The 17,837-nt window shown below is 37.0% G+C and carries 17 protein-coding genes and 2 pseudogenes; 9 read left to right on the top strand and 10 right to left on the bottom strand.

Annotated features, from left to right (window positions below; genetic code table 11):
* Positions 1-571 precede the first annotated feature (571 nt).
* Together F981_RS08370 and F981_RS08365 are read right to left on the bottom strand one after the other, a co-directional pair.
* Positions 572-913 (bottom strand): hypothetical protein, encoded by a 342-nt coding sequence (locus F981_RS08370; RefSeq protein ID WP_004720483.1) that lies wholly within the window; start codon positions 911-913, stop codon positions 572-574.
* Between the two features lie 85 nt (positions 914-998).
* On the bottom strand, positions 999-1,244 hold the full coding sequence (locus tag F981_RS08365) for a hypothetical protein (RefSeq protein ID WP_004720481.1): 246 nt from the start codon (positions 1,242-1,244) through the stop codon (positions 999-1,001).
* Positions 1,245-1,356: 112 nt separating this feature from the next.
* Between F981_RS08365 and F981_RS08360 the strand changes: the two genes are divergently transcribed.
* From F981_RS08360 to F981_RS08350, 3 genes are all read left to right on the top strand, one after another.
* The gene (locus tag F981_RS08360) at positions 1,357-1,563 is read left to right on the top strand and encodes a hypothetical protein (RefSeq protein WP_004720479.1); all 207 of its coding nucleotides are present in this window, start codon (positions 1,357-1,359) and stop codon (positions 1,561-1,563) included.
* Between the two features lie 68 nt (positions 1,564-1,631).
* A complete protein-coding gene (locus tag F981_RS08355) occupies positions 1,632-1,946 on the top strand; it encodes a hypothetical protein (protein WP_004720477.1) in 315 nt (104 codons plus the stop codon).
* Positions 1,947-2,195: 249 nt separating this feature from the next.
* Positions 2,196-2,432: a VF530 family protein gene (locus F981_RS08350; protein ID WP_004720475.1), complete on the top strand. Its 237-nt coding sequence runs from the start codon at positions 2,196-2,198 to the stop codon at positions 2,430-2,432.
* 51 nt (positions 2,433-2,483) lie between these two features.
* Here the strand turns inward: F981_RS08350 and F981_RS08345 are convergent, their stop codons facing one another.
* The 3 genes from F981_RS08345 to F981_RS08335 form a co-directional block, all read right to left on the bottom strand.
* Complete coding sequence (locus F981_RS08345) at positions 2,484-3,365, bottom strand: LysR family transcriptional regulator (RefSeq protein WP_228129020.1); 882 nt, start codon at positions 3,363-3,365, stop codon at positions 2,484-2,486.
* 98 nt (positions 3,366-3,463) lie between these two features.
* Positions 3,464-4,645 carry an MFS transporter gene (locus F981_RS08340; RefSeq protein ID WP_004720471.1) on the bottom strand — a complete coding sequence of 394 codons (1,182 nt, stop codon included), beginning with the start codon at positions 4,643-4,645 and terminating at the stop codon, positions 3,464-3,466.
* Between the two features lie 505 nt (positions 4,646-5,150).
* Positions 5,151-5,489 carry a hypothetical protein gene (locus tag F981_RS08335; protein WP_004720469.1) on the bottom strand — a complete coding sequence of 113 codons (339 nt, stop codon included), beginning with the start codon at positions 5,487-5,489 and terminating at the stop codon, positions 5,151-5,153.
* A 414-nt stretch (positions 5,490-5,903) separates the two neighbouring features.
* On the opposite strand from F981_RS08335, the gene F981_RS08330 reads away from it, so the two are divergent.
* From F981_RS08330 to F981_RS08315, 4 genes are all read left to right on the top strand, one after another.
* A complete protein-coding gene (locus F981_RS08330) occupies positions 5,904-6,473 on the top strand; it encodes a TetR/AcrR family transcriptional regulator (protein ID WP_004720467.1) in 570 nt (189 codons plus the stop codon).
* Positions 6,474-6,619: 146 nt separating this feature from the next.
* The gene (locus F981_RS08325; RefSeq protein WP_004720465.1) at positions 6,620-7,639 is read left to right on the top strand and encodes an MBL fold metallo-hydrolase; all 1,020 of its coding nucleotides are present in this window, start codon (positions 6,620-6,622) and stop codon (positions 7,637-7,639) included.
* A 195-nt stretch (positions 7,640-7,834) separates the two neighbouring features.
* Positions 7,835-8,383 carry an RrF2 family transcriptional regulator gene (locus F981_RS08320; protein ID WP_004720464.1) on the top strand — a complete coding sequence of 183 codons (549 nt, stop codon included), beginning with the start codon at positions 7,835-7,837 and terminating at the stop codon, positions 8,381-8,383.
* A gap of 157 nt (positions 8,384-8,540) precedes the next feature.
* Positions 8,541-9,746, top strand: a complete 1,206-nt coding sequence (locus F981_RS08315) for an NAD(P)/FAD-dependent oxidoreductase (RefSeq protein ID WP_004720463.1) — start codon at positions 8,541-8,543, stop codon at positions 9,744-9,746.
* Positions 9,747-9,838: 92 nt separating this feature from the next.
* Here the strand turns inward: F981_RS08315 and F981_RS24415 are convergent.
* The 4 genes and pseudogenes from F981_RS24415 to F981_RS24180 form a co-directional block, all read right to left on the bottom strand.
* Positions 9,839-9,912: pseudogene (locus F981_RS24415) on the bottom strand (type 1 glutamine amidotransferase domain-containing protein); the annotation flags it as partial.
* A 265-nt stretch (positions 9,913-10,177) separates the two neighbouring features.
* Positions 10,178-13,291: a multidrug efflux RND transporter permease subunit AdeE gene (gene adeE, locus F981_RS08310; protein WP_004720462.1), complete on the bottom strand. Its 3,114-nt coding sequence runs from the start codon at positions 13,289-13,291 to the stop codon at positions 10,178-10,180.
* Between the two features lie 11 nt (positions 13,292-13,302).
* On the bottom strand, positions 13,303-14,427 hold the full coding sequence (locus F981_RS08305) for an efflux RND transporter periplasmic adaptor subunit (RefSeq protein WP_016539367.1): 1,125 nt from the start codon (positions 14,425-14,427) through the stop codon (positions 13,303-13,305).
* A gap of 97 nt (positions 14,428-14,524) precedes the next feature.
* Positions 14,525-14,706 (bottom strand): annotated as a pseudogene (locus F981_RS24180) (IS982 family transposase); the annotation flags it as partial.
* Between the two features lie 91 nt (positions 14,707-14,797).
* Between F981_RS24180 and F981_RS08300 the strand changes: the two are divergent.
* The gene (locus F981_RS08300) at positions 14,798-15,436 is read left to right on the top strand and encodes a TetR/AcrR family transcriptional regulator (protein ID WP_004720457.1); all 639 of its coding nucleotides are present in this window, start codon (positions 14,798-14,800) and stop codon (positions 15,434-15,436) included.
* 305 nt (positions 15,437-15,741) lie between these two features.
* On the opposite strand, the gene F981_RS08295 is transcribed toward F981_RS08300, so the two are convergent.
* The gene (locus F981_RS08295) at positions 15,742-16,446 is read right to left on the bottom strand and encodes an SDR family oxidoreductase (protein WP_004720455.1); all 705 of its coding nucleotides are present in this window, start codon (positions 16,444-16,446) and stop codon (positions 15,742-15,744) included.
* Positions 16,447-16,566: 120 nt separating this feature from the next.
* Between F981_RS08295 and F981_RS08290 the strand changes: the two genes are divergently transcribed.
* Positions 16,567-17,481: a LysR substrate-binding domain-containing protein gene (locus F981_RS08290; RefSeq protein WP_004720453.1), complete on the top strand. Its 915-nt coding sequence runs from the start codon at positions 16,567-16,569 to the stop codon at positions 17,479-17,481.
* Positions 17,482-17,837: the final 356 nt, after the last annotated feature.

The following is a 17,837-nucleotide window of genomic DNA, read 5'->3' as shown; positions in this document are numbered from 1 at the left end:
TATTATGTTAAATAAGATACCAAAGGCTGTGGCTACACAACGCTATTGTTGCCACAGATCGGCACCGTAAATTTAGAAATTATAATTCACGGTGCCGACTATCCTAAGTAACATAATATTCGTTATGCAAAATCCTGCGCTATGTAATATTTTGCCAGTAAAATACAGGTCTGAAAAGTAAAATCAATAACTTAGTTCATTTTTCGCGATCTAAATGAATTTTATGCCAATTACCTCAGCCTATCTATGTGATGATCTAATTTTATAAATAATAATTTGAGTTGATCTATTTCATCGTAATTGTCTATGTCTAGTTCCCTGATTGCATCTAAATACTGCTCCAGTGAATCACGCATGAATATGTAATCTGACTTTTGTAACACCCCAATATTTCTATTGTAAAACGTAGTTTTCCAAACATGCCTATTGTTCATTGTGTAATATTATGCCAATCATTCTTCAACTTGATCACGCATCGATCTATATAAATATTTAACACCGTAATAAAGAAATACAACAACTAGAACGCCAACACCTAACCATGGATCCATCTAAAACACCCCTATTATGATCATATTTTGTGCATCGTTACCCGCATATTATAAAAGGGGGTCCCAAGGCCACTTACTGCCGTGTTTTTAGCGGGTATGGATATTTTTTGTACAAATATTTCAGCTATAGACTGATCATCTTTTTTCTTTGGCTGAACAAGAGCATTTTCAAAAGCAGATAGCTTATTTTTAGTTATGCCCTGCAACATGTTTGTAAGAATTTGGGAATCAGCTAAAGACACTTCACCGAATGCAGTACGTGCATAAATTTCGTGTGAAATCTCTTTTTCAGCATTGAATATTTCAGATATAGACAGATAAGCAGAATCAAATTCTTGGATTTGGGAAAGTATTGTTTTCATTGTTAAGCACCTACTACACAAGAATGTACGAATGCGACAAGAACAGAAAGAAGAACAGCCAAAGCAAATAATTGAGAATTTTTCATTAGTCTTCCCCAAATGCTTCAATTAATTCTGAATTTGATTCTTTATAAAGGTTTGCATACGTGTCGATCACTGTCGGATCGTATGACCACTCATGACATACAAAAGCTAAATGACTTAAACATCTTTGAGTAGAAATCGCAGGTGTCATTGCATCTAAAGCAATCTGCCCTTGGTCAGATACGATCTTCGCCACAGTTTCAAAAGCGCACTGGATGAATTCTTGTTTTGTATTGAATGAAAGCATGTCATTACCGCATTACGTGTAATATTTACAAAGGAATATTACAGCATTACAAAATACATAACAATACGTGACACAATAACGGTGTTACACATAACTTTGAAACAGGACTGGTATGAAAAAAGTTGATTTATCAAAAGCTTATAGAGTTAGAGGCGAATTCGTTGAAGATATCAAAAAGAAATCAATAGACTTTATTGTCGAAACTAAAGAAAGAATAGAAGAAGCTGATGTTATCAATGCATTGATTTATAAGCATTTAAAAGAAATTACTGCAAAAGATGTAACAAAATATATTGATGAAATAAAAAAAGCAGATTAATTATTTATATAGACCAAGATGACTAAATTTTAGGGTGAGAAATCACCCATCTTTTAAATGGATTAATTATGGAAATAGCATTAATTGCAATAGTAATCTTAGTAATTGGATTTTTTGTAATTAAAAACAAGAAATCAGGCGAAAGAAACTTAAAAGAATTAGTTAAAAAAACCTTTCCAAAACATACAATTATTGAGAAATTTGGCACAGTAATGATTTGTGAAATCAATCATAGAAATGAACCTGATGAATTGGTTTTTATAAGAATAAATCCAAGCAGAAAGAAAAACATAAATAAAACTGGTAGAAGATTAAATGCTGAATACCCTGCTATACCAACTGCTAAAGAACTAAAAATAGACTTTGGAAATCACCTAAGATAAAGCTTGGAAGTCGCATAACGAACCTATTATGTTAAATACAATATTATGTAAGTTGTCTACTCACATGTTGTTTGCAATGTCCTGCAATGGCTACCTAATTATTAGAATTTGACTAATTTATATTTAGAAAAAAGTTAACTAGAAAATAGGCCGTAATTTTCTATGTTAATTACACTTAAATTCCAACCCTCTCATTTTTCAACTAGCTCAGGTTATAATGGTGGTCTCCCAAAATATGGTTGATCTATTATGAACGCCTCCAATGACCCTCTACATGGCAAAAAACTTGCTGACATTTTGGATGAATTATTGGATTACTACGATGGCTTTGAAGGCTTAAGTCGTAAAATTGAAATTAGATGTTTTTGCATAGATCCAAGTGTTAAGTCATCATTGCGATTCTTACGTACTACCCCATGGGCACGTGAAAAAGTAGAAAGCTTATATTTGTATGTCTTACGCCAAAAAGCCAAACAGAAATCGTAGCTATCAAAACCCTAGCCTCAATAACATATGGAATATACTAATGTTGGGTTATCACTTTGAATTGAAAAAACCTAATAAATATTCACGTACAAAAGTAATATTAGGTTTCTGCACACCGTTCTGCCAAACCAAATACAGTTGATTAGTAGGTGCTTCAATTCTGCTATTCATTGCAATCAAAGTTCCATCTTTGAGTTCTTGCTCACAATGATAATCTGGAAGAACAGACCACCCCTGTCCATTAACCAATAACTGCTTGATTGTTCGTAAATCTGGAACAATAAATGAAGCAAGCATGTCTACTTTAGTTCCAAATAAATTAGCCCACACATTCCGAACTAAAGGTAGATCCTCATCAAATGCAATGAGAGGTATCTGAGACAACACTTCTTTATTTGATTTTTTTCCTATTTTGTGACTTAAGCTTGGTGCATGAACTAAGATAAATCTTTCTGTTAATAATTCTGAAAACTCAAATTGTTGTTCGTCAGGTCTTGACGCAGTAATGACTAAATCAGTTGATTTATCTTGGAGCAATTCGTAGATTTTTTGACGATTCCCCGTTTGGCATCGGATACTAAAACCTTGTTCCATAAGAGAAAGCATAGGTTTCGTTAGACAATAATATAAAAAATCCGCAGGAGCTGCTAAATGTATAGTTCCGCCATGAATGTTACCGAGTTTAAAAGAAGATAATTTAAGCTCAAGTGCATCAATATTCGGAGCAATCGAGCGAGCCAATTCGTCCGCCGCTGTGGTTGGTTCAACTCCACGAGATTGTCTTATGAAAAGTTTGTTTCCAATAAATGTTTCTAAAGACTGAATATGTAAAGATGCTGCTGGTTGAGTAATAGCTAAACTTTCAGCCGCTTTAGAAAAAGACTTAGACCGATAGACTTCTAAAAATGTTCTTAAGTGACTTAGACGACTCATAAGTTTGATCATTTATTCTGGCTCTTCAACTTATTCTAAGGGATTGAATCCATAAAAAATAGAAAAGAAATCCGAGGATTTCTTTTCTATCAGTATCATTAGTTTTTAACAGCGTCTATTGCTATATTTTTCTGAATTTGAGCGATTAAAATCATCAAACCAATCGCAGACAAGATTGCGCCAGTAACCCCAGTAAAACTTAAACCAACATGACTAATGGTTAAACCACCCAAAATTGAACCAAAGGCAATCGCGGAGTTGAAACCTGCAATATTTAATCCTGCTGCAACGTTATCTGCATTCGGTGCATATTTTTGAGCAACAGCCATTAAACGTGCTTGTAAGGCAGGTACTGCACCAAATGTGAATAAACCAAGTAAAGACACCAATACAGCCATCATGATCGGTGAACCAATAAAGATCCACATACCGAACGCAGTTACGATCATACCTAAAATAATAAAGATATTCGCTTTATTGACACCCATAGAGTCAGTTGCTTTACCACCCAAAACATTACCAATAGCAGCGAAAATACCATATAACAATGTATACATCGGTACTGCTGTTGGGCTGATTTTGGTCACTTCAGTTAACATAGATGCAATATAGGTATAAGCTGCAAATGAACCTGCATAGGCAAATACGGTCACTAAAGCACCCGAAAGTAACTTCGGATTAAAAATAGTTAAGATTTCCTGTTTTGAGCTAAATACAATTTTTTTATCTGCATGCAATGGGTCTTTCATACCTATGAGTAGTCCAACAAAACCGATGGCTCCAAACAATGCAATAAAACCAAGTACCAGACGCCAATCAATCACACCACCTAAGTAAGTACTTAATGGCACACCAATTGCCATTGCTATGGTAAATCCACCAAAGACAATAGCGACAGCACTACCTGCTCTTTCAGGACCCGCAAGCTTTGCTGCTGTGCTTGAAGCAACAGCTAGAAATAGACCATGCCCCATACCGGCAACAAAACGGGCAATAATCATGAGAGTCAAACTACTGGCAAAAGCCGTCACCAGACTACCTAAAGTAAAAATAATGGTCGTAACCAACATGGTTTTTTTACGTGACCAACCATTGGTGAGTGCAGTTAATACTGGTGCTGCAAATGTTGCACCTAAGGCATAGGCTGCAATAATCGAACCCGTTTGCTCCACATTCACGCCTAAGCCATTTGCCATTACATCTGTGATACCAATAGGAACAAATTCTGCTAAGCCTAAAGCAAAGGCGGTGATTGTGAAAATATAGATAATAATCGGCATTTCTAAACTCGCATTTTTATGATGAAATAAGTCTAGAACCAAGAAAGATATTAATAAAATAATAAGAATTATATTAGATATAAACATATTTATAGCTTGATTATTCTTCAAACGGTGAATAGCCACCGATTTTGTAGACACCTGTTAGTTAGTGGTGGACTGCCATCACTCTCCTAGACAAATTTAGTCTATTCTTAAGACCTTTTTAGTAGGAAGCTATGTATTCATAGCTAGGCTCATAAACCAAATATTTTATAAATTTTTATTTTAGTACTCTAAGTAATTAAATTTATTGTTTATTAAAAATAAATTTAATTGTGAAATAAATTCTAGGTGAAGATTAAGTTAAATAGAATATCAGAGACTGTAGCTACACAACGCTGTTGTTGCTACAGCTCATCAACTTGAATCAGTAAAATTATATTCAAGTTGCTGAGTATCCCAAGTAACATAATATAAGTTATGCTGAAATCAGATCGCTACTCGATTTTGTATGGTTATGACTTCAATGTACTTTCATGTTTGCTTCAGTTAAATAAGCTTTCTTCGATGTCTTATTCCATAAACACAGTTCTTGCATTGTTTTGTTTTTCATATGTGCTTGCGGATATTTTCCTTGAATCAAGAGTGCCGAATATCCAACACGATCATCAAACAGCATGACATTGCTTACTGTCTTGGCATTTTTAAGTTGACTTGCTTTTATACAAGCGGCTTTTATTTCCTGATCATGCTTGTTCCATGCCTGCTCGGAACTTCCGAAAGCTACGCTAGTCGCAGCAGAACTTGCCACAAAACCTAAAATAGAAAGATATTTTAAAAATATACGATATCTTAATATCATGATGATTATCCTGTAAATTCGAGTGTCTGGATCTATACTGAAACAATCTGATGAGAGAATCTAGCAATTTACACATGCTGTAACAGCAGATACTCAGAATTACACATATCTCTGAAAAGTTTTCCGTGATTTAAATTTTAAAATATAGATCAAAGACTTAAAAATAGCTCTATTCAATAGAAGCAATATCTGACTCATGTGATTCCATACACTGATCAATAGTTTCTCGCGTCTTATCGCTTGCGTAAATTATAATTATGACTATTAATTAAAGCGCTAACTTTGCTGTGTGGCCCTGTCTATGTGATGCTATAGCTTGTGATCTTGAAAAGCCCATCCCTTTTAAAATATATATCTTGCGCTTTATCTATTTTTATGTATGATTGAGTAATCACTCAATTAATATATTTGTCTATGGCCCGTCCTCGTAGTGAAGATAAACGTAATGCAATTTTAAATGCTGCTATTGAAACATTGGCAGAACTTGGAGAGCGTGCATCTACTTCAAAAATAGCCAAAGTCGCTGGTGTAGCAGAAGGTACTTTATTTACTTATTTCAGTAATAAAGAGGAATTACTTAACCAATTATACCTTTCGCTAAAGGCCGAACTGCGTCAGGTCATAATGCTGAATTATCCGAACAACTCAGACCTACGAAGCCAAATGTTTTATATCTGGCAAAGCTATTTGGACTGGAGTTTAGATGCCCCACTCAAACGTAAAGTGATGGCACAGTTGTCGACTTCAGAACAAATTACAGAGCAGAGTAAACACATTGGTATGCAAACTTTTTGTGATTTTACTAGGACTATTCAAGAACATATCGATGACGGCAAATTAAGAGATTATCCACCCTTGTTTATTGGTTCGATTTTGGGTGCACTTGCCGAAGTCACACTCAACTTTATTGCCCAAGACACTTCTCAGGCTGATCTTTATCGGAAGTCAGGTTTTGAAGCGTTTTGGCATGCAGTTTCAATGTAGATAAAGACTAAAGTAAGGATGTGCAGCATTCTTATTTTTTTAAATTAATTAATGAGTGATTAAATACTCATTTAAATAAATCAAAATAAGCACTTATCTCAAGTTCTTATTTACAGATATAGCTTGTTCCACTCAAGGAAAATAAAATGACAATTTCACACGCAACAGACTTGCCTTTTCCCGTCATGTCATCACAGCAATACAATGGGAAATATAGCAATACACGGCCGAATCTGCACACACATTCTTTCGGAAAAACGCTAGGCTTAATGTGGAAATTTCTATTTAACAAACCCAAAAATACGGTGCCAAACCGAGAAATTCCTGTGTTAAGTTTATCAAAAGAACAACTCATGAGTGCCCCAGACCGTTCTCTATTTCGTCTTGGGCATTCGACCATTTTATTAAAATTACGTAATGAATTTTGGTTAACCGATCCTGTTTTTTCTGAGCGTGCCTCGCCTTTTCAGTGGATTGGCCCAAAGCGTTTTCACCAACCACCGATTAGCATTGCGGACTTACCTCCCATTAAAGGCGTGATTTTGTCGCATAACCACTATGACCATCTCGATTACCATGCAGTAATCCAACTCAAAGACAAAGTTGAACACTTCTTAACACCACTTGGTGTTGGTGACACATTGATTAAATGGGGCGTGCCAGCAGAAAAGGTTCAGCAACTTGACTGGTGGGAAACAACCCATGTGGATGGTCTTGAGCTGATTGCTACCCCTGCCCATCATTTTTCAGGCCGTGGTATGAGTGATAGCAACGCAACGCTTTGGGCATCGTGGGTGATTATTGATAATGATCTACGGGTGTTTTTTAGTGGCGATACTGGTTATTTCGATGGGTTTAAAGAGATTGGACATCGTTATGGTCCTTTCGATCTTACCATGCTAGAAACTGGGGCATATGATCCAGAATGGCCAGATGTTCACATGCAACCTGAGCAAACTTTACAAGCGCATATCGATTTAAAAGGACGTCATTTGTTGCCTGTCCATAATGGGACTTTTGACTTGGCGCTTCATGCTTGGGACGACCCATTTGAACGTATCGTGGCTTTGGCTCAGCAAAATAACTTAGCGATTAGTACGCCTCAAATGGGTGAAGTATTGAACTTAAACCAGCCAAATGTCGAAAATTATTGGTGGCGTTCGTAATTTTTTCAATCATTTTGAACTATTTACGTCCCTCAATTATCATTTAAAGGTATTTAAATTCAGTGATATAGCCCTATTGTTTTCCTCTATATTTTCTTTTAATAAAACTAGGACTAACTTTGTCTTAGTTTTATTATTGACTTAAAACACAGACTGCATTAGTCTGTGTTTGTAATTGATCAATTATGAAATGAAATGGCTTATATCACTAGTAGTGTCGAGTATGCGATTCACTGTCTTCTTTTTCTTGTAAATAATAAAGATAAACCATTGAGTAGTAAGGATTTAGCTGAATTGCAAGGCGTCTCTCCTAGCTTTATGGCCAAGATATTTCCTAAACTTGAAAAGGCAAAACTTGTTTTGGCACAAGAAGGTGTTCGTGGCGGGTATTTACTGGCCCGATCTGCTCACGAAATCAGTTTTCTCGATATTGTGAATGCAATTGAAGGTGAAAAACCGCTTTTTGAATGCCAAGAAGTACGTGGAAAATGTGCGGTCTTTAACAATGCCCCACCCGATTGGGCAACCAGTGGTGTGTGTGCAGTGCATGCAGTTATGCTACAGGCTGAAAAAGCCATGCGAGATGCTTTAGGTGCTCATACACTTGGTGATATTGCAGACCGTTTTGGCCGTTATGCACCCGACGTTTTTTTTAGTGATGTAAATGGCTGGATCAATGAACGCATTGAAGGAAGAACAACAAAAATGCGGAAAAGTAAAATATCACGGGATACGCCCGACTAATGAGCTTATAGGGTATTCATCCCTAAGGTAAAACTTCTCTAAACGTTTTAAACGCCTTCTCAGATTTTTCGGACAGTCAGAGAAAGGATTCGCTCACCCAAAATTTTGGGATGAGCTGGAATTTACATGTCCGAAAACCTATCAAAAGGATAATCAAATGAGTAAGCGTATTATTATTGCAGGTTCTGGCTTTGCTGGCTTATGGGCTGCACTTGCCGCACAACGAGCAATTCATTTGGCTGCGCAAGAACAAAATATCGAAGTGGTGATGGTTTCCCCTAGTCCAAATGTGGATATTCGTCCTCGTCTTTATGAAGCTGTACTTGAAAACATGTACCCTGATATTTTAGACATATTAAATGTCGTTGACGTTAAATATGTCGCTGGCTGGGTAAATGAAATTGATACTACTGCCCAAAATCTTGTGATTACCACAACTCAGGGCGATAAACAGACTTTAAGCTATGACCGTTTTATTTTGGCAACGGGAAGTACTGGCTATATGCCGCCTATACCGGGGCTTAAAGACTATGGATTTAGTGTCAGCACATTAGCAGATGCTGAAAAACTAGATCAGCATCTTAAAAGTTTAGCCAATAAGCCTGTAAGTGTGGCACGTAATACCGTAGTCGTTGCTGGTGGTGGACTTACAGGGCTTGAAACAGTTGCTGAAATGCCTGAACGCCTGTGTAGCATTTTAGCTGAAACTGATATTCGTGTGGTTTTAGTCGATTCATCAGCAGAAATTGGTGCAGCATTGGGTGACGAAGCTGCAGTGGTAATTCGAGAAGCTCTTAGCGAACTCGGCGTTGAAGGTAAAGCTGGGCTACGCGTTACTGCACTTGATGCTTCTGGAGTAACACTTTCTAACGGCGAAAGAATTGAAACAGAAACTGTCATTTGGACTGCGGGCATGCGAGCGAACTCGTTGACCTCACAAATTGTAGGTGAAAAAGATAATTTAGGTCGTATTTTAGGTGATGTTTATTTACATGCACCAGAGACAAAAAATATTTTTGTGACGGGTGATACTGTAAAAGTTCCAACCGACAATTTAGGTAATTTTAACGTGATGTCATGTCAGCATGCCATGAGCCTAGGTCGCGTAGCGGGTTACAATGCCGCGGCAGAATTGGTAGATTTGCCATTACATGCGTATAGCCAACCAAAGTATGTGACTTGTGTCGACTTAGGCCCATGGGGAGCACTTTACACTGAAGGATGGGATCGAAAAGTTCAATTTGTGCGCCACGAGGCGAAAAAAATTAAGCAAGAAATTAATACGGTATGGATTTATCCGCCAGTTGCAGACCGTGAAGCTGTTTTTGCTATAGCAAATCCTGATTTTGTAATTGTTCCTTAAAATTAGTTTTGCTAAAGCAGATCATTTTATTTAACTCCCCTAAAAGCAAAACCATCACTGATTTTGCTTTTAGGTTTTTTTGAGCCATTAAGTTATGACTTTTCTAACTCTTCTATTATCACTAAAGCCGTTTTTTAGCAGAAAATGTGTTTTGTCCTGTAATTAATGTATGTTGAGATCATTGTCATTAGTTCATGAACTTAATTTACTATTTTTGAAAATTATCAGTTTAAATTATTAAATTTAATAAGTATGTTTCTCCTTTCCTTATAATTATGAACTAGATTTTATATAAACATAAGTTAACTAAGATATCCAAGACTGTGGCTAGACAACACTATTGTTGCCACAGCTCAGTAACGTGATGATCCAAGATTATACATCACGTTACTGAGTATCCTAATGCACATAATATAAGTAAGGACCTTACATCATTTATTAGGAGAAACTTTCAATCTTATAGATACCTTACGTACCAAAAAGAAAAATAATGGAACAAAGAAAATTGAAAGCAATGTGCCGGATATCATCCCTCCTGTTACAGCTATACCAATTTCTCTTCTACTCGCTGCACCAGCTCCTGTTGAAACTGCCAGTGGTAAAACACCAGCAACAAATGCCAATGAGGTCATGATAATGGGTCTTAATCTTTGACATGCACCCTCAATAACAGCTTCTATTAATGACTGACCCTCTGCTAGTTTCGCTGCTGCGAACTCTACAATAAGAATCGCATTTTTAGCTGAAAGACCAATGGTTGTTAGCATCGCGACCTGAAAATAAATGTCATTAACATATCCTGCAATACTAGCTGCAATAACAGCACCAATTAATCCAAGAGGGATAACAAGCAAAACGGAGAATGGAATTGACCAACTCTCATATAATGCAGCTAAGCATAAAAAAATAAATATGATAGATGCCAAATATAACCAAATCGTCTGACCACTCGCTAACTTTTCTTGATAAGACAAGCCACTCCATTGAAGACTAAAGCCTTGTTGTTGATCAATTAACTGTTGCATTTTATTCATTGCAGCCCCTGAACTTTCACCAGTTGCGGCAGAACCTTGAAGCTGAACAGATGAAAGACCATTAAAACGTTGCAACATCTGCGGTCCCATTTGCCAATTAACAGATGAGAAACTAGTAAATGGTGTCATCTCTCCTGTCGTTCCTCTTACATACCACTGACCAATGTCTTGTGGTAATGACCTATATGCCGCATCACCTTGTAAATAAACGCGTTTGACACGACCTCTATCAATGAAGTCATTAATATATGAACCACCCCATGCAGTTGATAAAGTACTACTAATATCAGTCTGTGCTAAACCGAATGCACTTGCCTTACGTTGATCAATATTGACTTGTAATTGAGATTTATCTTCGAGTCCATTTAATCGAACCGCGGCAAGTCCAGAATCTGCACTTGCCTCTTTTAGAACCGTACTTTGCGCAGCTAACAAAGCATCTCGCCCTTTACCCTCAGCATCTTGCATCCATAATTCAAAACCACTGGATTGACCTAATCCACGTACCGCTGATGGAGAAAGTACTTGAACCCGCGCTTGTTTCATTGAGCGAAAATGTGCATTTGCACGAGAAATAATTGCCTCGGCAGTATTATTCTCTCCCTTACGATCATCCCAATGTTTTAGACTGGCAAATGCCATACCTACATTCTGACCACTACCAGCATTATTTCGTCCCATAACCATAAAAATAACGTTCAAGTTATCTTTCTCATTCGTCATGAAATACTCTGAAATTTGGTTACCTATTTCTTGGGTTTCAGTTAAGGTCGAGCCCACAGGCGTACTAAATTGGACCATGACAGAACCCTGATCTTCTTGTGGGAGGAAGCCGGTATTCATTCGTGTGTATTGCCACCCTAATAAAGCAGTGATCACAACAAATAAAACCATAAATATTTTAGGTTTACTGATGATCTTAACGAGTAAATTACGGTATTTGGACTGACTTAGCTCTACTTTTTGATTGAACCAAGTAAAGAAACGTCTCTTTTTATGCTGATGATTGTTAGGTCTAAGTAAAGTAGCACATAAGGCTGGAGATAAAGTTAGGGCAACCACAGCAGAAAGTACCATCGCTGAGACTAATGTTACAGAAAATTGCCGATAAATCATCCCTACGGAGCCACCAAAAAAAGCCATCGGTAGAAATACAGCAGACAAGACCATTGCGATACCAACTAACGCACCTGAAATTTCTTTCATAGAAATAAGCGTAGCTTCTCTTGGATCAAGACCTTGCTCATGCATTACACGCTCAACATTTTCTACAACGACAATGGCATCATCAACCAAGAGTCCAATCGCCAATACCATCGCGAACAATGTCAATGTGTTAATGGTATAACCCAATACACTCAGAATTCCAAAGGTACCTAACAAAACCACTGGAACAGCAATTGCAGGAATTAATGTGGCGCGCCAACTTTGTAAAAACACGAACATCACAATAATGACAAGGACGATTGCCTCAGCTAGGGTCTTAATCACGCCTTGAACAGATGCTTCTACAAATGGAGTACTATCACGTGGATATGCCACCTTTAAACCTGCTGGCATGGATGCTGTTAATCTTGAAATCTCTGCTTTAACACGTTCAGCTGTTTCAAGGGCATTTGCACCTGACGCTAACTGAATTGACATACCTGAAGCATATTTACCATTCAATCTCGTGGTAGTCTGATAACTTTCTGCGCCTCGTTCGACACGAGCAACATCTTTTAGCAATACTACACTGCCATTTGGCTCAGTCCGCAAAATAATATTTTCAAATTGACTTACCGTTTGTAAACGAGACAATGCAGTAACAGTTGCATTTAAAGCTTGGTTTTCTTTAGTCGGTAAAGCTCCAAGCTCACCTGCTGTGATTTGAGTATTTTGAGCTTCAATAGCAGCTCTAACATCGGATGGCATCAAGCTATAACTATTTAGCTTATGCGGATCAAGCCATATTCGCATCGCATATTGCGCACCAAATACTGTGATCTCACCAACCCCATCTACCCGACTTAGGGGGTCTTGAAGTGTACTTACCATGTAATCAGATATATCAACATCTGATCTTGCACCACTTTCATCATAAAGAGCAAAAACTAACAGACTATCTCCTTGAGACTTTGTAACGGTTATGCCCTGTTGTTGAACTTCTTGTGGTAAACGACTCAATGCCTGATTTACTGCGTTCTGTACCTGAACTTGAGCTGTATCTGGATTCGTATTTTGATCAAAACTCAAACTAATACGAGCCTGACCAGCTGAACTACTTGTAGATGAAAAATAAAGTAAACCATCAATTCCCTTAATTTGTTGCTCTAATATTTGAGTAACACTATCTTCTACTGTACTGGCTGATGCACCAGGATAGTTTGCTGTTACATTTACACCGGGAGGTGCAATATCAGGATATTGCTCAACAGATAAAGTGAAAATGGAAATTGCACCCATCGCCATAATGCATATGGACAGTACCCAAGCGAATATCGGACGAGCGATAAAGAAACTAGACAGCATACGAAAATTCCTCAGCGAATGGGTGTCGGTTCAACGGCCATACCTGCACTTAATCCTTGCAGACCTTCGACAACAACTTTATCTCCAGAACGCAAACCAGATAATACTAACCATCGATTGTCTATGGCTTCGCCTAAAGTAATCATTCTTTGTTCAATTTTATTCCCTTGTCCAATAACCCATACAAATGCCTCACTATCAGCATTTCTAATTTCAATCCCTTGGGGAATTAATAAACTTTTTGGACGTGGTCCTGTACCGAGTTGTGCCCGCACATACATTCCTGGCAATAAAGATTGATTCGGATTTGCAAATGAAGCTCTTAATGTGACACTCCCAGTTGCTTCATCTACTGTGATATCGCTAAACTTAAAAACTCCCTTTTCTTGATAGTTCGTTCCATTATTCAACTCCAAACTTACAGTTAACTCCTCAGGCTCTATTCCATCTTCTGTAAGTTGTTTCCGAAGCGCTATATATTCATCACTGGATTGAGTTAAATCTACATATATTGGATCTAAATTCTGAATAGTTACTAGAGCATCTACTTGACTAGATGTTACAAGGGCTCCACGTGTAATCGCAGATCGACCGATTCTTCCCGAAATTGGAGCTTTGATTTGAGTATAGTTAAGATTGGTTTGTGCAGTTTTTAACAATGCTTTATTAACGCTCACTGCAGCCTTTGCTTGCGCATAAGCTGCTCTCGCATCATCAAGCTCCTGACGACTAACACCATTGACACTAATTAATTGCTCATAACGTTCAGCTTGAAGGCGAGTTGAATTTACAGTTGCCTGAGCCAATTCAAAATTACCTAATGCCTCTGCAAGACTATCTCGATAAAGCGTTGAATCAATTTTATAAAGCGGCTGCCCCTTTTTAACATATGAACCCTCTTGGAAAAGCTGTGCAACAACTACACCATTTACTTGAGGTCTAACTTGTGAGACTTCAGATGCAACTGTCCGGCCAGCTAATACCCGGTCAGTTTCTATAGTTTCAGGAGTTATGGTTATCACACTCACCTGCTGTGTTGCTTTTTTTACAGGTTGGTCTGAATCACACCCATTTATAAAAGGGAGTAAAACAACGAAAAAAAATATTTTATAACAAGTAAATCTCAAATCAGGCATATCTAGAACCATAGACTTATAGATAATTTATTTACTTTACTGTAAAGTAAATAATATTGATAGGTTGAAAATTGTAATTAACCAGAATCTTGCTTTTGATCAGATGAATCATATGTTGATAACAAGGTAGGCTTCTAAACAAATGGGACGAGTTAATACTGAGCATTGAGTTAGGAATCCTTAAGCATCTATGGTTTTGCTTTAAGAATTCCAATAAATTGCTTCAAATTCTAGAAAGAAATCATCAATTAGACAGAATAATTGGGTACTATCTAACATAAGGACTGGGTTGTGAGTTTTGTGTGGTAACTCAACTGATGGCTCTATCCTCTTTTTTTAGTCAATTTCTTATCCGCGATTCAGGTTAATTATGTTAAAGAAAAGTCGAGGACGTCCTTCTAAAGCTCGTCCAAATATTATTTTGGCAGCACGTGAGCAATTTCTTGAACATGGTTTAGATGTAAGTTTAGATAAAATTGCGATAAAAGCAGGAACTACGAGACAGACACTTTATAATCACTTCCCAACAAAAACAGCTCTACTCATTGAAATTTTTGAGAACTTCAAAGCAGAAATGGAAACACCATTTGATGAGAAGAATAATTTAAATGAAATAATGATGTTAGAGCAGCTATTAATACAAATTGGCCAAACTGTTCAAAATCATTTCTACAATACCAACGTAATTCGTCTTCAAAGGTTAATCATTATAGCATTAGTAGAAATGCCAGAAATACTTGAGCAGGTTCAACAACGTACGTATGGAAGTATCAAAAAATCGATGATCAATATTCTCGAAACAGCTAACAATGCGGGAATTATCAAAATTTCAAATTCTGAAGCAGCAGCTAAAGCGTTTCTTGGTGCTGTTATGGGCTATGCGTATCCTGCAACGTTATTAGGTGGTGCAGTTCCCACTTCTGAAGAGTTACAACAGTTGAATGAAGAAGCCTGCCGTACTTTTCTAAGCGCGTGGCAATTTAAAATTGAAATGGATAGCTCGAAATAATTAGATTTTGCGCAGTAGCTCTTGCATATTTTAAATTTAAGTGGATTCAAAAATTTTTTGTCTATTCTCTAAAATGAATTAGACAAGTGACTGCTCGTACAATATCAGTCATTTCAGGTAATGACCAAAATCTTGATATGTTGGTATGTTCAACAGCCATTAAAGCAGTTGATTACGCCCGTTAAACATTTAATATAATAAGCAAACATAAATTCAATAAAATTAATCGTGTATCTAATCATTAGATTATTCTATTCAGCCTTATAAACTCATTGATAAGGCTGAACTAAGGTCATCATCATGAATTAGACTGAACGAGTGATACCGCCATCTACACGAATATTTTGCCCTGTGATATAACCTGCGCCTTGTGAAGCAAGAAAACTGATAGTTGCAGCAATTTCTTCACTGGTACCATAGCGTTGCAACGGCACAGATTGGCGACGTTGTTCGGTTTCAGGCAAACTATCAATCCATCCTGGTAAGATATTATTCACACGAATATTTTTTGCCGCATATTGATCCGCTAAAATTTTAGTAAACGAAGCCAGTCCTGCACGAAAAATAGCTGAGGTCGGAAACAGGTCACTGGGTTCAAATGTCCACGCACTCGAAATATTGATAATGACCCCTGCATTCTGCTTTTCCATGATCGGAATGACTAAGCGAGTGGCGCGAATAATATTCATTAAATAAGTATCTAAACCTAAATGCCATTGTTCATCAGTGATTTCCAAAATAGGTGCACGTGGACCGTGTCCTGAACTATTGACTAAAACATCAATCCTCCCCCATTTTTGATATGTTTGCTCAATCAGCTTGTTGATATCAGCTGTAGATTGATTGGTACCTGTCACGCCAATGCCGTCGAGTTGTTTAGCAAGCTCTTCTCCTCTACCTGAAGAAGAAAGAATACCCACATGGTAGCCATCTTGATGTAATTTTCGTGCGGCGGCTGCCCCCATACCACTTCCACCAGCCATGATTAATGCTACTTTTTCTACAGTCATTTGTGCTATCCTCTAAATGTTTTATGATCGAATATATATGAATACTGTAACTAGAATAGCATTAAGCTCCGTTGATCTGGTTTGACCTTTTCTCTTAATTGAATGTAGAAAAACTATAGTATGACGCTACTCAATCGCTTACCACCTTTGAACGCATTAAAGGCCTTTGAGGCCGCTAGTCGACATTTAAATTTTAAATTCGCTGCTGAAGAGTTACATGTCACTCAAAGTGCAATTGCGCAGCATGTCCGTCATTTAGAAGAAGAATTGGGAATAAAGTTATTTGAGAGACATTCGAAAGGCGTAAACTTAACAGCTAATGGTCGAAAATATGCCGCGAGCATTACTCAGGCTTTTAGTTTAATTTTTGAGGCAACTCAATCGTTTCACCATTCAAATCAGCAGATTACATTGAGTGTTACACCAACTTTTGCAGCGAAATGGTTAATTCCTCGATTAAATCAATTTAGACAATCTCATCCTGATATTGACTTGCAGATTTTGGCTACAGAACGAGTTTCCCATTTTCAAAATGATGCTGTTGATTTGGCAATTCGTTATGGTAAACCACCATTTGGTACAGGTTTAAATACTGAATTACTGTTGCAAGACACCTTTATTGCGGTGGCAAGTCCTGAGTTAATCAAGTCACTTAAGCTATCAAATCAGGAATCTTTAGAGATCAGCACCTTAGACCAGTTCACCTTATTACATGATGCACATAATCTTTGGCCGTATTTTATTGAGAAATTAAAATTCAAGAATACGCAAAATCTATTTAAAAATATCCGCTTTAATCAGACTGCACTTGCGATTGATGCTGCTATTGCTGCTCAAGGAATTACTTTAACCCATCCAATATTTGTACACTCGGAGTTAGCGTCTGGAATACTGGTTAAAGTTTTTCCACAGGAGTTAACCATGGAAACAGGATTTTATGTCGTCTATCCACGTCATACCGTTGGTGCTGAAGCCTTATCGAAAGTTCATCATTGGCTATTTACTCAATTTGATCAGCCAAAAGCATCTGATTAAACTCGTGTTGAAGATGAGGCTTAGTATGTTGATATTAAAATATTTTTTAAGTTCATAGTTAATTTAAAAAGATATTCTGTTTTTCTTTATAAAAAATAAATTCGCAATTTTCACCCTATTCTATACAGCATAACAAAATTCAAAATCTTTTATAAAAACATGACTTGTTAACAAAATTAATTATATATTTTATATATAAATAATAAGAATAATGATTTATATAATTTAATGAGAATCATTATTGATAATTAATTATCCATATGTTACTTTTTGTAACGCTTTTCCGTCCGTAACAGGTTCAAAGCAATAGAAAGGCAGAAAACCGATAGCGCGCATTTTTTATTATGGAATTAATC

The organism is Acinetobacter guillouiae CIP 63.46 (assembly GCF_000368145.1).
Taxonomy (GTDB): domain Bacteria; phylum Pseudomonadota; class Gammaproteobacteria; order Pseudomonadales; family Moraxellaceae; genus Acinetobacter; species Acinetobacter guillouiae.
This window is presented reverse-complemented; position numbering and strand designations above follow the sequence as displayed.

Bases quoted from the DNA above. Each gene is read 5' to 3' on its own strand.
- F981_RS08330 (WP_004720467.1), top strand. From the start codon at position 5,904: ATGGCCCGTCCTCGTAGTGAAGATAAACGTAATGCAATTTTAAATGCT.
- F981_RS08295 (WP_004720455.1), bottom strand. From the start codon at position 16,446: ATGACTGTAGAAAAAGTAGCATTAATCATGGCTGGTGGAAGTGGTATG.
- F981_RS08305 (WP_016539367.1), bottom strand. From the start codon at position 14,427: ATGCCTGATTTGAGATTTACTTGTTATAAAATATTTTTTTTCGTTGTT.
- F981_RS08345 (WP_228129020.1), bottom strand. From the start codon at position 3,365: ATGAGTCGTCTAAGTCACTTAAGAACATTTTTAGAAGTCTATCGGTCT.
- F981_RS08355 (WP_004720477.1), top strand. From the start codon at position 1,632: ATGGAAATAGCATTAATTGCAATAGTAATCTTAGTAATTGGATTTTTT.
- F981_RS08325 (WP_004720465.1), top strand. From the start codon at position 6,620: ATGACAATTTCACACGCAACAGACTTGCCTTTTCCCGTCATGTCATCA.
- F981_RS08370 (WP_004720483.1), bottom strand. From the start codon at position 913: ATGAAAACAATACTTTCCCAAATCCAAGAATTTGATTCTGCTTATCTG.
- F981_RS08315 (WP_004720463.1), top strand. From the start codon at position 8,541: ATGAGTAAGCGTATTATTATTGCAGGTTCTGGCTTTGCTGGCTTATGG.
- F981_RS08340 (WP_004720471.1), bottom strand. From the start codon at position 4,645: ATGCCGATTATTATCTATATTTTCACAATCACCGCCTTTGCTTTAGGC.
- F981_RS08360 (WP_004720479.1), top strand. From the start codon at position 1,357: ATGAAAAAAGTTGATTTATCAAAAGCTTATAGAGTTAGAGGCGAATTC.
- F981_RS08320 (WP_004720464.1), top strand. From the start codon at position 7,835: ATGGCTTATATCACTAGTAGTGTCGAGTATGCGATTCACTGTCTTCTT.
- F981_RS08365 (WP_004720481.1), bottom strand. From the start codon at position 1,244: ATGCTTTCATTCAATACAAAACAAGAATTCATCCAGTGCGCTTTTGAA.
- F981_RS08300 (WP_004720457.1), top strand. From the start codon at position 14,798: ATGTTAAAGAAAAGTCGAGGACGTCCTTCTAAAGCTCGTCCAAATATT.
- F981_RS08335 (WP_004720469.1), bottom strand. From the start codon at position 5,489: ATGATATTAAGATATCGTATATTTTTAAAATATCTTTCTATTTTAGGT.
- F981_RS08350 (WP_004720475.1), top strand. From the start codon at position 2,196: ATGAACGCCTCCAATGACCCTCTACATGGCAAAAAACTTGCTGACATT.
- F981_RS08290 (WP_004720453.1), top strand. From the start codon at position 16,567: ATGACGCTACTCAATCGCTTACCACCTTTGAACGCATTAAAGGCCTTT.
- adeE (WP_004720462.1), bottom strand. From the start codon at position 13,291: ATGCTGTCTAGTTTCTTTATCGCTCGTCCGATATTCGCTTGGGTACTG.